The organism is Serratia sp. 3ACOL1 (assembly GCF_003668775.1).
GTDB lineage: Bacteria > Pseudomonadota > Gammaproteobacteria > Enterobacterales > Enterobacteriaceae > Chania > Chania fonticola.
The window spans coordinates 1,301,858-1,316,336 of sequence record NZ_CP033055.1; the positions used below are offsets into that span (position 1 = coordinate 1,301,858).

Annotated in this window: 13 protein-coding genes; 9 read left to right on the forward strand and 4 right to left on the reverse strand. The window is 54.2% G+C overall.

The genetic code is table 11. The annotated features are described in order from the left end of the window. The first annotated feature begins 293 nt into the window (after positions 1–293). Both D9980_RS06045 and menI read left to right on the forward strand, forming a co-directional pair. A complete protein-coding gene (locus tag D9980_RS06045) occupies positions 294–3,350 on the forward strand; it encodes an FAD-binding and (Fe-S)-binding domain-containing protein (protein WP_121606719.1) in 3,057 nt (1,018 codons plus the stop codon). Beyond that, positions 3,347–3,763 carry a 1,4-dihydroxy-2-naphthoyl-CoA hydrolase gene (gene menI, locus D9980_RS06050; RefSeq protein ID WP_021178115.1) on the forward strand — a complete coding sequence of 139 codons (417 nt, stop codon included), beginning with the start codon at positions 3,347–3,349 and terminating at the stop codon, positions 3,761–3,763. The genes D9980_RS06045 and menI overlap by 4 nt, the downstream gene beginning before the upstream one ends. A 36-nt stretch (positions 3,764–3,799) precedes the next feature. On the opposite strand, the gene D9980_RS06055 is transcribed toward menI, so the two are convergent. Then, entirely contained in the window at positions 3,800–4,204 is a 405-nt protein-coding gene (locus tag D9980_RS06055) for a hypothetical protein (protein ID WP_024486172.1), read from the reverse strand. A gap of 475 nt (positions 4,205–4,679) precedes the next feature. On the opposite strand from D9980_RS06055, the gene sufA reads away from it, so the two are divergent. From sufA to D9980_RS06095, 7 genes are all read left to right on the forward strand, one after another. Continuing rightward, the gene (gene sufA / locus D9980_RS06065) at positions 4,680–5,051 is read left to right on the forward strand and encodes a Fe-S cluster assembly scaffold SufA (protein WP_021178114.1); all 372 of its coding nucleotides are present in this window, start codon (positions 4,680–4,682) and stop codon (positions 5,049–5,051) included. 14 nt (positions 5,052–5,065) lie between these two features. Then, a complete protein-coding gene (gene sufB / locus D9980_RS06070; RefSeq protein WP_024486171.1) occupies positions 5,066–6,565 on the forward strand; it encodes a Fe-S cluster assembly protein SufB in 1,500 nt (499 codons plus the stop codon). A 43-nt stretch (positions 6,566–6,608) separates the two neighbouring features. Next, positions 6,609–7,355: a Fe-S cluster assembly ATPase SufC gene (gene sufC / locus D9980_RS06075; RefSeq protein ID WP_021804565.1), complete on the forward strand. Its 747-nt coding sequence runs from the start codon at positions 6,609–6,611 to the stop codon at positions 7,353–7,355. After that, a complete protein-coding gene (gene sufD, locus D9980_RS06080) occupies positions 7,330–8,616 on the forward strand; it encodes a Fe-S cluster assembly protein SufD (RefSeq protein WP_121606721.1) in 1,287 nt (428 codons plus the stop codon). The genes sufC and sufD overlap by 26 nt, the downstream gene beginning before the upstream one ends. Next, entirely contained in the window at positions 8,613–9,833 is a 1,221-nt protein-coding gene (gene sufS / locus D9980_RS06085; RefSeq protein ID WP_121606722.1) for a cysteine desulfurase SufS, read from the forward strand. Before sufD ends, sufS begins: the two co-directional genes overlap by 4 nt. 17 nt (positions 9,834–9,850) lie before the next feature. Further along, a complete protein-coding gene (sufE, locus tag D9980_RS06090) occupies positions 9,851–10,267 on the forward strand; it encodes a cysteine desulfuration protein SufE (protein WP_121606723.1) in 417 nt (138 codons plus the stop codon). Between the two features lie 280 nt (positions 10,268–10,547). Then, entirely contained in the window at positions 10,548–11,567 is a 1,020-nt protein-coding gene (locus D9980_RS06095) for a L,D-transpeptidase family protein (protein WP_121606724.1), read from the forward strand. A 152-nt stretch (positions 11,568–11,719) separates the two neighbouring features. Here D9980_RS06095 and D9980_RS06100 read toward each other — a convergent pair whose 3' ends face one another. The 3 genes from D9980_RS06100 to D9980_RS06110 all read right to left on the reverse strand — a co-directional run bounded on the left by D9980_RS06100 (position 11,720) and on the right by D9980_RS06110 (position 14,410). Further along, positions 11,720–11,956 (reverse strand): major outer membrane lipoprotein, encoded by a 237-nt coding sequence (locus D9980_RS06100; protein ID WP_005165631.1) that lies wholly within the window; start codon positions 11,954–11,956, stop codon positions 11,720–11,722. A 307-nt stretch (positions 11,957–12,263) separates the two neighbouring features. Beyond that, the gene (pykF, locus tag D9980_RS06105; protein ID WP_024486166.1) at positions 12,264–13,676 is read right to left on the reverse strand and encodes a pyruvate kinase PykF; all 1,413 of its coding nucleotides are present in this window, start codon (positions 13,674–13,676) and stop codon (positions 12,264–12,266) included. Between the two features lie 428 nt (positions 13,677–14,104). Next, entirely contained in the window at positions 14,105–14,410 is a 306-nt protein-coding gene (locus D9980_RS06110; RefSeq protein WP_024486165.1) for a hypothetical protein, read from the reverse strand. Between the last annotated feature and the right edge of the window lie 69 nt (positions 14,411–14,479).

Sequence of the window (14,479 nt, forward strand, 5' to 3'; positions counted from 1 at the left end):
CATTTTGTCGTGGAACACCATCCGCGGTACAGCCTTTCATTATTAAGCGCAGTGGAATAACCGCCAGACTTTCCTCTTCCTAAAGCGCAGCCATCGGCTGCGCTATCATTTTCCCAGCCAAATAATGCCAAATTCAGGATGTACAAGCGGCAAAACACCCGCCATTATGAGGTAGATAGCGATGATGCAGGGGCGGGTAACGGCCCTTGCGGTTATCGTGATAATAAAAGACAGGGGAGGGCCAGTTCCGGGCCCGATTAAGCAATTAAGAGCAGACAGAGTCAAACAAGCGAATGATCCCACAAATTTCTCAGGCATCCGGCCTCGTTCAACGGGTGCTGGACTTTTTGGCCGCGTTAAAACAGAGCGGATTCAACGGCGATACCGCCACTAGCTATGCCGATCGGCTGACGATGGCGACGGACAACAGCATTTATCAGCTGTTGCCCGATGCGGTGGTGTTTCCTCGCTCAACCGCTGATGTGGCGCTAATCGCCCGGCTGGCCGACGAAGAACGCTTCAAGGCGCTGACCTTCAGTCCGCGCGGTGGCGGCACCGGCACCAATGGACAGGCACTTAACACCGGCATAGTGGTTGATATGTCGCGTTACATGAACCGCATTCTGGACATCAACGTCGAGCAGGGTTGGGTGCGGGTAGAAGCCGGGGTGATTAAAGACCAGCTCAACCAGTATTTAAGGCCGTTCGGCTATTTCTTCGCGCCGGAACTTTCCACCAGCAACCGAGCTACCCTTGGCGGTATGATCAATACCGACGCGTCTGGCCAGGGTTCGCTGGTGTACGGTAAAACCTCAGACCATGTGCTGGGGCTGCGGGCGGTGTTGCTGGGGGGCGAAATGATCGACACCCGCGCCATGCCAACGCCGCTGGCGGAAACGATTGCCCAGGAAGATACGCCAGAGGGGCGGATCTACCACACCGTGCTGAACCGTTGCCGTGAGCAACGGGCGCTGATCCTGGAGAAATTCCCCAAGCTTAACCGCTTCCTCACCGGCTACGATCTGCGCCACGTACTGAGCGACGATCTGCAAACCTTCGATCTGACCCGCATTCTGACCGGTGCCGAAGGGACCTTGGCCTTTATCACCGAAGCGCGGCTGGATATCACACCGCTGCCGAAGGTGCGGCGCCTGGTAAACGTCAAATATGACTCTTTCGATTCGGCCCTGCGCAATGCGCCCTTTATGGTGGAAGCCAAGGCGCTGTCGGTGGAAACCATTGACTCCAAGGTGCTGAATCTGGCCCGCGAAGATATCGTCTGGCACTCGGTCAGCGAACTGATCACCAATGTGCCGGATAAAGAGATGCTCGGGTTGAACATCGTTGAGTTTGCCGGTGACGATAAGGAACTGATCGACGGCCAGATGGAAGCGCTGTGCGAGCGTCTGGACGATCTGATCTCCGAGCAGCAGGCTGGGGTGATCGGTTATCAGATTTGCGGCGATTTGACCGGCATTGAGCGCATCTACAATATGCGCAAAAAGGCGGTTGGGTTGTTGGGCAACGCCAAAGGGCAGGCTAAGCCCATCCCGTTTGCCGAAGATACCTGCGTGCCGCCGCAACATCTGGCCGATTACATTACCGAGTTCCGCCAACTGTTGGATAGCCATAACCTGAGCTACGGTATGTTCGGCCACGTTGATGCTGGAGTGCTGCACGTGCGCCCGGCGTTAGATATGTGCGATCCCCAGCAAGAAGTGCTGATGAAGCAAATATCTGACCAGGTGGTGGCGTTAACCGCGAAGTATGGTGGCTTGCTGTGGGGGGAACACGGGAAAGGCTTCCGGGCGGAGTACAGCCCGGCGTTCTTCGGCGAGGAGCTCTATGAAGAACTGCGCCGCATCAAGGCCGCGTTTGACCCGCTCAATCGCCTCAACCCGGGCAAAATCTGCCCGCCGCTGGGCGTAGATGCCGTAATGATGAAAGTCGATGCGGTGAAACGCGGTACATTCGATCGCCGCATTCCCATCGATGTCCGCACCTCATTCCGTGGTGCGATGGAGTGTAACGGCAACGGACTCTGTTTCAACTTTGACGTGCACAGCCCGATGTGTCCGTCGATGAAGATCACCGCTAATCGGATCCACTCGCCGAAAGGCCGTGCGGCCCTGGTGCGCGAATGGTTACGGTTATTGGCAGAGCAGGGCGTCGACCCCGTCGCGCTGGAAAAGCAGTTGCCGCAGCAGCGCCTCAGCTTCCGCACCCTGGTCGAGAAAACCCGTAATAGCTGGCATGCAGGCAAGGGTGAATATGACTTCTCCCATGAAGTCAAAGAAGCGATGTCTGGCTGCCTGGCCTGTAAAGCTTGTTCGACCCAGTGCCCGATCAAGATCGACGTGCCGGGCTTCCGTTCGCGCTTCCTGCAGCTTTATCACACCCGTTATCTGCGCCCAATGCGTGACTACGTGGTCGCTGGCGTCGAGAGCTATACCCCGTTGATGGCCAAAGCGCCGAAGGTGTTCAACTTCTTCTTCAAGCAGCCATGGGTGCGCGAACTGAGCCGCAACAGCATCGGCATGGTGGATTTACCATTGCTATCCAGCCCAACGTTACGCCAACAACTGTCGGGCCATAGCGCGTTCAGCATGACGCTTGAACAGTTGGAAGCATTGAGCGAAAGCCAGCGCGAACAGCATGTGCTGGTGGTGCAGGATCCGTTTACCAGCTATTACGATGCCCAGGTCGTGGCAGACTTTGTACGGCTGGTGGAAAAGCTGGGCTACAAGCCGGTGCTGTTGCCTTTTTCACCGAACGGTAAGGCACAGCATATCAAAGGCTTCCTGACGCGCTTTGCCAAAACGGCGCGCAAGACAGCGGACTTCCTTAACCGGGTAGCCAAACTGGGGATGCCGATGGTGGGTGTCGATCCGGCGCTGGTGCTGTGTTACCGCGACGAGTATCAAGAAATTCTCGGGGCCGAACGGGGGAGTTTCCAGGTGCAACTGGTCCATGAATGGTTGCAAAAGTTGCTGGCAGAACGTGCGGAACAGCCTGCCACCGGGGAAGCCTGGTATCTGTTTGGCCACTGTACCGAAACCACCGCATTACCGGCGAGTACCCAGCAGTGGGCTGCCATCTTTGCCCGTTTTGGTGCCAAGTTGGAAAACGTCAGCGTGGGTTGCTGTGGCATGGCGGGCACTTACGGTCACGAAGCCAAGAATCTGCAAAATTCCCTGGGGATTTATGAGCTATCATGGCATCAGGCGCTACAACGTTTGCCAAGGCAACGCTGTCTGGCGACCGGTTATTCTTGCCGCAGCCAGGTTAAACGCATTGAAGGCAATGGCGTGCGGCATCCATTACAGGCACTTCTGGAGATGATTGCGTGAAGCTGTGGAAACGTGAAACAACGCTGGAACAACTCAACCAAAGCGGCGAAGGATGTATGGTGGCCCATGTGGGCATTCAGTTTACCCGCTTGGAAGATGACTATTTAGAGGCGGTGATGCCCGTCGATCACCGCACTACCCAGCCGTTTGGCCTGTTACACGGCGGGGCTTCGGTGGTGCTGGCCGAGTCGATGGGCTCAATGGCGGGTTATCTGTGCACCGAAGGGGAACAAAAGGTGGTGGGGTTGGAGATTAACGCCAATCACCTGCGCGCGGTATTTAAAGGGCAGGTACGCGGGGTTTGTCGTGCGTTACACGCTGGCCGCCGCAATCAGGTCTGGCAGATCGAGATCTTCGACGATCGCGATCGCCTGTGCTGTACCTCGCGGCTGACCACGGCAGTATTGGAGTAACACCTACCCCGCAGGTTTTCGCCTGCGGGGCAAACGTTAGAGTTGGAACGGCACCCGTTTCACAAAATCCTTCTGAAAAGCGGTAGCCTTGTCCCAGCCGCCTTCCATCGAATATTTCTGGCAAATCAGCGTTAGCGTATGCCGGGCAAAATGATAGCACTGCACGCGGAACAGCTGACAGCGCTGTGGGTTGTTGATCTCGACGATCAGCCGGTTATGCAGTTTGCTCAGCGCATGCAGATAACTCTCGTCATCGCCATTTTCCAGGCATAAATTCGCCATGCCAAGGCTGACACCGTTGTAACGCTTCAGATGATTGATGTTGCATTCCGGCCGCTGTAGCGCCGCTTCCGCCATATAGAAATCCACCGTGGCATCACGGATGTTGAACTTGTATTCATCAATTTTGCTCAGCAGCCACGCATTCATCGAGATAGCCATAGGTCCACGCCCAATTAAAGCTTAATGATAATCATTATCATATTTGCAGCTGTGGCGATGATCAATGCTCCCCGCAGATTTTTTTCTGTTATGGGTCTTTTGACCCTCACGGGCTAAAAACACGTGAGCGACTAGACTTAAAGCAGGGAAAGGCATTTTTCAGACAGACAAAATGCAGAAATAGGTATTTTCTATGAATGTTTAAAACAGACGACTTATCCGTTGCTATAACCTTGTCGGGGCAGCGGGATAAGCCGTACGAGATATGATGAATTGCCATGAATTCAGAGGGATAAAAATTATCCCCGTGTCTATTTTGCCTGGATGCGCCATCGATTTATCGTGTTGCCGAGCGTAAATCCGGGCGTTTGGTAAATACCCCCGCAAAACAAACGGTTGAAGTGATAATCATTATCACTAACATGGGCGGTAAGCCAGATCGGCTGTAGTAAAACACGAATGTGAGGTAGGCCATATGCATACGGAAGATGTTGGTACTTTTTCCTTGGCAGACAACGTCTGGCAAGGCATTTCGCTGAGCGACAGCGCGGTGAAGCAGATAATCAGACTCATGCAGCAGGATGCGCAGGTGAAAGGGTTGCAACTCGGCGTCAAACAATCTGGCTGTGCGGGCTTTGCCTACGTACTGGATTTGACCCGCGAACCGGCCAGCGACGATCTGTTGTTTGAACGTGACGGGGCCAAGCTATTCGTGCCGCTCAAAGCGATGCCGTTTATCGATGGCACCACGGTAGATTTTGTTCGGGAAGGGCTGAATCAGATGTTCAAATTTAATAACCCTAAAGCTCAGAACGCCTGCGGATGCGGTGAGAGCTTTGGCGTTTAAGCGATGCAATCAACATGACACGAAGCAACGTAGAAACAGCGAAAGATGTACCGGCTTGGGTCAGCGAAGGTCGCTACAAGGAAGGATTCTTTACCCAACTGGCCACCGATGAGTTGGCCAAAGGTATCAACGAAGAGGTGGTACGCGCCATCTCGGCCAAGCGTAACGAACCCGAGTGGATGCTGGAATTCCGCCTGGAGGCTTACCGTGCCTGGCTGCAAATGGAAGAGCCACACTGGCTGAAAGCCAACTATGACAAGCTGAACTATCAGGATTACAGCTACTATTCAGCGCCGTCCTGCGGCAGCTGTGATGACGCCTGCGGTTCTCAGCCTGGGGCGGAACAGCAGCCTGGCGCCAGTACGGAAAACGGCTACCTGACCAGCGAAGTTGAACTGGCGTTTAATCAGTTGGGTGTACCGGTGCGTGAAGGTAGTGAAGTGGCGGTAGATGCCATTTTCGACTCGGTTTCCGTCGCGACCACCTACCGTGAAAAGCTGGCGGAGAGCGGGGTGATCTTCTGCTCGTTCGGTGAGGCCATTCACGACCATCCAGACTTAGTACGTAAGTATCTGGGCCGAGTGGTGCCGCATAACGACAACTTCTTTGCCGCACTCAACGCTGCGGTGGCTTCCGACGGCACTTTCGTCTACGTGCCGAAGGGCGTACGCTGCCCAATGGAGCTTTCCACCTATTTCCGCATTAACGCCGCGAAAACCGGCCAGTTTGAACGCACCATTCTGATTGCCGATGAAGGCAGCTATGTCAGCTACATTGAAGGCTGCTCAGCGCCGGTACGCGACAGCTATCAGCTGCACGCGGCGGTAGTAGAAGTGATCCTGCATAAAGACGCCGAAGTGAAGTATTCCACGGTGCAAAACTGGTTCTCCGGCGGCGGCGAAAGCAAGGGCGGCATTCTTAACTTCGTCACCAAGCGTGCGCTGTGTGAAGGCTCAGGGTCCAAAATGTCCTGGACACAGTCTGAAACCGGCTCGGCCATCACCTGGAAATACCCAAGCGTGATCTTGCAGGGCGACAACTCGATCGGTGAGTTTTTCTCGGTGGCGCTGACCAGCGGCTACCAACAGGCGGATACCGGCACCAAGATGATCCACATTGGTAAAAACACCAAGTCGACCATTATTGCCAAAGGGATCTCCGCCGGGCACAGCCAAAATACCTATCGTGGACTGGTGAAGATCCTGCCCGGGGCGGAAAACGCCCGTAACTTTACCCAGTGCGATTCGATGCTGATCGGGCCCAACAGCGGGGCGCATACCTTCCCCTATGTGGAGACGCGCAATAACAGCGCCCAGCTTGAGCATGAGGCTACCACCTCGAAGATTGGTGACGACCAACTGTTCTACTGCCTGCAACGGGGCATCAGCGAAGATAACGCCATCTCGATGATCGTCAATGGTTTCTGTAAGGACGTGTTCTCCGAGCTGCCGCTGGAATTTGCCGTAGAGGCACAGAAGTTACTGGCTATCAGCCTGGAACACAGCGTCGGTTAAGCACCCGTATTTATAGCGCAGTAGCGCGATCAGAGGACACAGCATGTTAAGTATCAAGAATTTGCACGTCAGCGCCGAAGGAAATGAAATCCTCAAAGGGCTGAGCCTGGACATCAAACCGGGCGAAGTGCACGCCATTATGGGGCCCAACGGTTCCGGCAAAAGCACGCTTTCCGCCACGTTGGCTGGCCGGGAAGAGTATGAGGTCACCGCAGGTGAAGTGACGTTTAAAGGCAAAGATCTGTTGGAACTGGCTCCTGAGGATCGGGCCGGTGAGGGCGTATTCCTGGCGTTCCAGTACCCGGTAGAGATCCCCGGCGTCAGCAACCATTTCTTCCTGCAGACCTCGGTGAATGCGGTGCGTAATTACCGTGGCCAAGAGGCGCTGGATCGCTTCGACTTCGCCGACTTTATCGAACAGAAGATTGAGTTGCTGAATATGCCAGCGGATTTGTTGACCCGTTCGGTCAACGTCGGTTTTTCCGGCGGCGAGAAGAAACGAAACGACATCCTGCAAATGGCCGCGCTGGAGCCGGAGCTGTGCATTCTGGATGAAACGGATTCCGGGCTGGATATCGATGCCCTGAAGATCGTCGCCAACGGCGTCAATTCGCTGCGTGACGGCAAGCGCGCCTTTATTATTGTCACCCACTATCAGCGCATTCTCGATTACATCAAACCGGATTACGTTCACGTGCTTTCCCAGGGGCGCATCGTGAAGTCCGGTGATTTCTCATTGGTGAAACAGTTGGAGGAGCAGGGCTATGGCTGGCTTTCCGACCAACAGTAATTCACGGGCGTTACAGCAGTTGTACAGCCTGTTCGAAGCGCGCGGCGGCGAGCGTTCTGCGCATGCGTTAGCCCATTGGCAGCAGGCTTTACGCCAAGGCTGGCCGACTCGCAAGCAGGAAAACTGGAAATATACCCCGTTGGAAGGCTTGCTGGAGCAACAGTTCCTGGAGCCTGTGGACAACGTTTTCAACGCGGAACAGCGCGACAAACTGGCGTTGAAGATCGATGCGTATTGCCTGGTGTTTGTCGATGGGCGCTTATGTCCACAACTGAGCGATGAGGATCTTGGCGACTACCGGTTGACTAGGGTGGCCTATGATGCGCCACTAACGCTGCCGGAACCGATCCAACCAGAAATCTTTCTGCATTTGACCGAAAGCCTGGCGCAGGAAACCAGCGTGATTAGCCTGGCGGCGGGCAAAGCTCCGGTTAAACCGCTCTATCTGTTGCATATCAGCACCGGTCGCGAGCAGCCCGGAGAAGTGAATACGCTGCATCACCGGCACCATTTGGAGATTGCGAGTGGTGCACGAGCTTCGGTCATCGAACACTATGCCAGCGTCAGCGCTGCGGCTCACTTCACCGGTGCGCGCCTGACCGTGATGGTGGGTGATAATGCCGAGCTGCATCATTGCAAACTGGCGTTTGAGAGCCAGGCCAGTTACCACTTTGCCCATAACGACCTGATGATAGGCCGCGACGCTCGAGTTAAAAGCGATAGCTTCCTGCTGGGAGCTGGGCTGACTCGCCACCACACCAGTGCGCAGTTAAACGGTGAGGGGAGCAATGTGGTAATCAATAGTTTGGTGTTGCCGGTGGGTAAAGAGGTGTGCGATACCCGCACCTATCTGGAACACAACAAAGGCTACTGCGAAAGCCGCCAACTGCACAAAACGGTGGTCAGCGATCGGGCCAAAGCGGTGTTTAACGGCATGATCAAGGTCGCGCAACACGCGATCAAAACCGACGGCCAAATGAACAACCACAACCTGTTGTTGGGCAAGGTGGCGGAGGTCGATACCAAACCGCAGCTGGAAATCTACGCCGATGATGTCAAATGCAGCCACGGTGCCACCGTGGGCCGCATCGATGAAGAGCAGCTGTTCTATCTGCAATCGCGCGGTATTGATAAGCACGCGGCGCAGCAGATGATCATCTTTGCCTTTGCCGCTGAACTGACGGAGGGCATTGCCGACCCGGTCATTCGGGAGTTGGTGCTGGCGCGTATCGCCGATCGTTTACCCCAGGAGGCGGCATGAGTTATCCCCTGGAACGGGTACGTAGCGATTTCCCCCTGTTGGCTCGGGAGGTCAATGGGCAACCGTTGGCTTACCTGGACAGTGCTGCCAGCGCGCAGAAACCGCAGAGCGTGATTGACCGCGAACTGGATTTCTACCGTCACGGTTATGCCGCGGTTCATCGCGGTATCCATACGTTGAGCGCCGAAGCTACCCAGCAGATGGAGGCCGTGCGTGAGCAAGTGGCGCGCTTTATCCACGCGGGCTCGGCGGAAGAAATTGTGTTCGTGAAAGGCACCACTGAAGGCATCAACCTGGTGGCTAACAGCTTTGGCCGCCATTTGCTCACGGCGGGTGATAGCATCATCATCACCGAGATGGAGCACCACGCCAACATTGTGCCGTGGCAAATGCTGGCGCAGGAGCGAGGCATCACGCTGCGTGTCTGGCCATTGCAGCCAGACGGCACCTTGGATCTGGCGCAACTGCCGGGCCTGATCGATGCCTCCACCAAGCTGTTGGCGATCACCCAGGTATCGAACGTGCTGGGAACCGTCAACCCACTGAGTGAGATCGTTCCCGTGGCCAAAGCGGCTGGGCTGAAGGTGCTGGTGGACGGCGCTCAAGCGGTAATGCATCAGCGTATCGATGTCCAGGCGCTTGACTGTGATTTTTATGTGTTCTCCGGCCACAAGCTGTATGGGCCAAGCGGTATCGGCATTCTGTATGGCAAGCAGGCGTTGCTGGAACAGATGCCTCCGTGGGAAGGCGGCGGCGCGATGATCCAACGGGTCAGCCTGACGCAAGGCACTACCTTTGCAGCGCCACCATGGCGTTTTGAGGCCGGGTCACCTAATACGGCGGGGATGATGGGGCTAGGGGCGGCCATCGACTATGTCGAGGCTCTGGGGCTGGAAAATATTCACGATTACGAGCAGTCTTTAATGCATTACGCATTGGATGAATTGCAGCAGGTGCCAACGCTGAAGATCTACGGCCCTGCACAGCGTGCCGGTGTGATAGCCTTTAACCTGGGTGAACATCATGCCTACGACGTGGGCAGTTTCCTGGATCAATACGGTATTGCGATCCGCACTGGGCACCACTGCGCCATGCCGCTGATGGAGTTCTACCAGGTACCAAGTATGTGCCGTGCCTCGCTGGCGTTGTACAATACCCGCCAGGAAGTGGATCGGCTGGTCGCCGGTTTGCAGCGCATCCACAGCTTGTTAGGCTAATCATTAAAGGGAGCCCCATGGCGCATTTGCCGGACAAAGATAAATTGGTGCGTAACTTTTCCCGCTGCCTGAACTGGGAAGAGAAGTACCTGTATGTGATCGAACTGGGTAGCCAGTTGCCACCGCTGGATGAAAGCGAGCGGCAGGCGGCTAACCTGATTTCTGGCTGTCAAAGCCAGGTCTGGATCGTGATGAGCAACAACGCGCAAGGGCAGGTAGAGTTTCATGGTGATAGCGATGCCGCTATCGTCAAGGGGCTGCTGGCGGTGGTGTTTATTGTTTATCACCAGCTTACGCCGCAGCAAATTCTCGATCTGGATGTGCGCCCATTCTTCAGCGAACTGGCCTTGAGCCAACATCTGACGCCTTCTCGTTCTCAAGGTTTGGAGGCGATGATCCGCGCTATTCGCAGTAAAGCGGCCCAGCTCGTCTGAGCGGGCACCCAAGGCTTATTGATGGCATGTTATGTCAATGAGCCTTTACAATTCCTGCCAAGTCCCGTCATTTTTCCACAAATTATAAGTATTTCAGCCGTTTACCCGTTGACGAGTCATTGACAATTCCTGCGTTTGATTACGTTATAACATGTTGATTTTTTGCAATTTATTGCCTTTAAATCGGATCTTGCTAATATCGAACGAGCATTTATCTTATTTACCTGCTGGCCAGCGACCGCTAGCCTTGCAATGAACCGTAAAATCAATAGGGATAAGAATGAAACGTGCGTTGACTCTAATGGGCGTGTTATTCGCCACCGTACTGACCGGCACCCAGGTCGCCAGTGCGAACGAATACCCATTGCCGCCGCCAGGCAGCCGTCTGATTGGTGAGAATACGATTTACAACGTGCCAAATGATGGCCGTTCGCTGGAAGCCATTGCGGCTGACTACAAGATTGGGCTCTTGGGCATGCTGGAAGCCAACCCGGGTACCGATCCCTATCTGCCTAAACCGGGGACGGCGCTGACGATCCCGACTCAGATGCTGCTGCCGGATACTCCACGTGAAGGCATTGTGGTCAATCTAGCGGAACTGCGCTTGTACTATTACCCGAAAGGGGAAGATAAGGTGATCGTCTATCCGATCGGTATCGGCCAGACCGGTATGAATACACCGTTGAAGGTGACCTCGGTCAGCCAGAAGATCCCGAATCCAACCTGGACGCCAACTGCCAACATCCGCAAGCGCTACCAGTCACAGGGCGTGACTCTGCCTGCGGTAATACCGGCTGGGCCAGAGAATCCGATGGGGCTGTTTGCCATGCGTCTGGCCATGGGGCACGGTGAATACCTGATCCACGGCACCAATGCCAACTTTGGTATCGGGATGCGCGTGAGCTCAGGTTGTATCCGCCTGCGCCCGGACGATATCGAAGCGCTGTTCAACCAGGTGCCACAAGGTACCAGAGTGCAAATCGTCAATGAACCGCTGAAGGTCTCCGTTGAACCAGACGGCAAACGCTATGTAGAAGTGCATCAGCCATTGTCGAGAGTGGCCAATGACGATCCGCAGACCATGCCGATCGCACTTTCTAAAAATCAGAAAGCCTTTGCTACCGATCCAGAGACCGATAAGGCAATGCTCGACAGCGCCATCGTACGGCGTTCTGGCATGCCGGTGCTGGTCAGTGTAGGGCAAGACCCTTCTGAGGTCGCTACACCGCCTACAGCGCTTCCTGGTGAGGGAGCTGACACCTCTGGCGAGACTGGTGCACCGATTAGCTCGGTGAACTAAACCTTAATGGTGCGAAAGTAGTGGGGTCCGGCATTGAGCCTGGCCCTTTTTTTGTGCCTAGGTATGGGATGGGATGATGTGCAGGGGCTATTTATTTATAGGCAAAAAAAAACGGTGCACAATGTGCACCGTTTTCAATAACCGAAGCAAACTTACTTTTTGTAAGCGTGTGCTTGGTTGTCCAGACGCTGGTTAGCGCGCGCTGCGTCGTCTTTAGCTGCTTGAACGTCAGAACGGATTGCGTTCACGTCGTTGCTCAGCTGATCAACTTTAGCGTTCAGAGTCTGAACGTCAGAAGACAGTTGATCGATTTTAGCGTTGCTTGAGCAACCAGCCAGCATAGTAGAAGCCAGGATTACCGCGCCCAGTACCAGTTTAGTACGATTCATTATAACACCCTCTAGATTGAGTTAATCTCCATGTAGCGTTACAAGTATTACACAAACTTTTTTCGAAAGAGAATAAATTTTTTGTATTAAGGCCCTTTATTTTGATCGTTCGCTCAAACTTGCATCTTGTTTTGCAAAATAGTTAAAAAATCGAAGGAAAACAGCCTGATTCTATGGGACAACTCTCAAATGAAATTGGCGAAATAAACCGCTTTAATGGTTGCGTTTTTCTGAAAGTGCGTTATTGCAGATAAAAAAAACGCCGCTAAGCGGCGTTTGGGTCACAGACTTGTTGTCACGTTTATTATTACAGCACGTGAACCGAGGCAGTATTGGTGGTGCCGCTTGGTACCAGAGCACCAGAAACCATCACTACGACGTCGCCTTTCTGTGCCAGGCCGCTCGCCAAAGCAACTTCTTTACCAATGCGGTAGAAGTCGTCGGTAGAAGCGATTTCTTTGACCATCTGAGTGGTGATACCTTTGCTCAGGATCAGTTGACGAGCGGTGACTTCGTTGGTCGTCAGTGCCAGGATCACGGCGTTAGGGAAGTACTTACGCACGGATTTGGCTGATTTGCCGCCGCTGGTGGCAACCACGATCAGTGGCGCGTCCAGTTTTTCGGCAGTTTCTACCGCACCGCGGCATACCGCTTCGGTGATACGCAGTTTACGGTTGTCGTTCAGGGTGTCGATACGGCTAGGCATCACGCGATCGGTACGTTCGCAGATGGTTGCCATGATGGTAACGGCTTCCAGCGGGTATTTACCCTTGGCGCTTTCACCAGACAGCATCACCGCATCGGTACCGTCCAGGATGGCGTTGGCAACGTCACCGGCTTCTGCACGGGTAGGGCGCGGGTTCTTGATCATTGAATCCAGCATCTGGGTCGCGGTGATAACCACTTTGCGTGCGCGGTTACACTTCTCGATCATCATCTTCTGCGCGAAGATTACTTCTTCAACCGGGATTTCAACACCCAGATCGCCACGAGCTACCATGATGCCGTCAGACGCTTCGAGGATCTCGTCGAAGTTGTTCAGGCCTTCCTGGTTTTCGATCTTGGAGATGATCTGAATGTTTTCGCCGCCGTGGGCTTTCAGGTGCTCACGGATTTCCAGCACGTCGGAACGCTTACGGATGAAGGAAGCCGCAACGAAGTCTACGCCTTGCTCACAACCGAAGATCAGGTCACGTTTGTCTTTTTCGGCCAGCGCTGGCAGCTGAATGGAAACACCTGGCAGGTTAACGCCTTTGTTTTCGCCCAGATCGCCGCTGTTCAGTACTTTACAGATCACTTCGCTTTCGGTGACCGCAGTCACTTCCATACCGATCAGGCCATCGTCCACCAGGACGGTGTTGCCAATTTTCAGGTCGGCAGCAAAGCCAGGGTAGGTCACCGCAACGCGCTCTTTGTTGCCGATAACGCTCTGGTCGGTAGTGAAGGTGAAGGTCTGACCAGCAACCAGGGCTGCATCAACGCCGCCTTCCAGCTTCATGGTACGGATTTCCGGGCCTTTGGTATCGAGCAGGATACCGGCGTTTTTACCGGTTTTGGCAATTACCGCACGCATGTTCTTGATGCGGTTGCCGTGTTCTTCATAATCGCCGTGGGAGAAGTTAAGGCGCATTACGTTCATGCCCGCGTTCAGCAGGCTAGTCAGCATTTCTTCCGACTCGGTTTTCGGGCCGATAGTACAAACAATTTTGGTCTTTTTCATGACGATTTTTTCTGCAAGTTGTGATGGATAATAAAACTAACGGTACCGGCGGCTAGGCCATCGGTAAGGGATTTGGGCTGTGCCTGGCAATGCAAAACATAGTTAAGGATAGGTGACCTTGGTCGAAATGGGGTGGAAAAATTCGGCCGATGCCCAGGTGCGGGTAAGCTGCGCAAAAAGCGAGGATGAGAATTTGTTGTAATTGCGTTTTCGCAGATCAAGGGCTGAAACCATTCAACTGAAAGACGTTGCGCATTATAAGGCTATGCGGCTGGAAACAAAACAAAAAACCGCAGTTGTCGGCAGTTTTGTACATAAAGTCAGCAAATGTGGCGCAAATTGGCCGCCTGCCAGCGGGTTTGTTGCGCAAATAGCATTACTGTAACGGATTATGTTTTCAAAAAAATAAAGTGACGGACTTCACGCTTTCAAACATTTTGCTGAATTTCCAACAGGACTCCGTCATCCAGACAGAAACAGCCAAATACGGTAGCGGCAGGGATCGCCAACGTTTCCTGGGCCATCAGAGTATGCACGTCACTGCCGACGGTGAACTCGAAGATCCCAGAAAGGATGCGGATGTGTTGGGGGTAGGGGCGTTTTTGCAGTTGGTCGAAGGTGCCTGCGGCAAACTTGACTTCCCAGGCGGTGCTACCATCGCTCATTAGCCCTTGGCGGCGGGCGAGGCCATTGTCGAGTTGTTCGAACGGCAGCTGTGATTTAAAAACCGACATCAAAATTACCTCCATCAGGATACTGCGCTGATGATACGCGACGGGCTGACGCTCTGTCCGGTATTACTG

Bases quoted from the DNA above. Each gene is read 5' to 3' on its own strand.
- pykF (WP_024486166.1), bottom strand. From the start codon at position 13,676: ATGAAAAAGACCAAAATTGTTTGTACTATCGGCCCGAAAACCGAGTCG.
- sufA (WP_021178114.1), top strand. From the start codon at position 4,680: ATGCATACGGAAGATGTTGGTACTTTTTCCTTGGCAGACAACGTCTGG.
- sufD (WP_121606721.1), top strand. From the start codon at position 7,330: ATGGCTGGCTTTCCGACCAACAGTAATTCACGGGCGTTACAGCAGTTG.
- D9980_RS06095 (WP_121606724.1), top strand. From the start codon at position 10,548: ATGAAACGTGCGTTGACTCTAATGGGCGTGTTATTCGCCACCGTACTG.
- sufC (WP_021804565.1), top strand. From the start codon at position 6,609: ATGTTAAGTATCAAGAATTTGCACGTCAGCGCCGAAGGAAATGAAATC.
- D9980_RS06100 (WP_005165631.1), bottom strand. From the start codon at position 11,956: ATGAATCGTACTAAACTGGTACTGGGCGCGGTAATCCTGGCTTCTACT.
- D9980_RS06045 (WP_121606719.1), top strand. From the start codon at position 294: ATGATCCCACAAATTTCTCAGGCATCCGGCCTCGTTCAACGGGTGCTG.
- D9980_RS06055 (WP_024486172.1), bottom strand. From the start codon at position 4,204: ATGGCTATCTCGATGAATGCGTGGCTGCTGAGCAAAATTGATGAATAC.
- sufS (WP_121606722.1), top strand. From the start codon at position 8,613: ATGAGTTATCCCCTGGAACGGGTACGTAGCGATTTCCCCCTGTTGGCT.
- sufE (WP_121606723.1), top strand. From the start codon at position 9,851: ATGGCGCATTTGCCGGACAAAGATAAATTGGTGCGTAACTTTTCCCGC.
- sufB (WP_024486171.1), top strand. From the start codon at position 5,066: ATGACACGAAGCAACGTAGAAACAGCGAAAGATGTACCGGCTTGGGTC.
- D9980_RS06110 (WP_024486165.1), bottom strand. From the start codon at position 14,410: ATGTCGGTTTTTAAATCACAGCTGCCGTTCGAACAACTCGACAATGGC.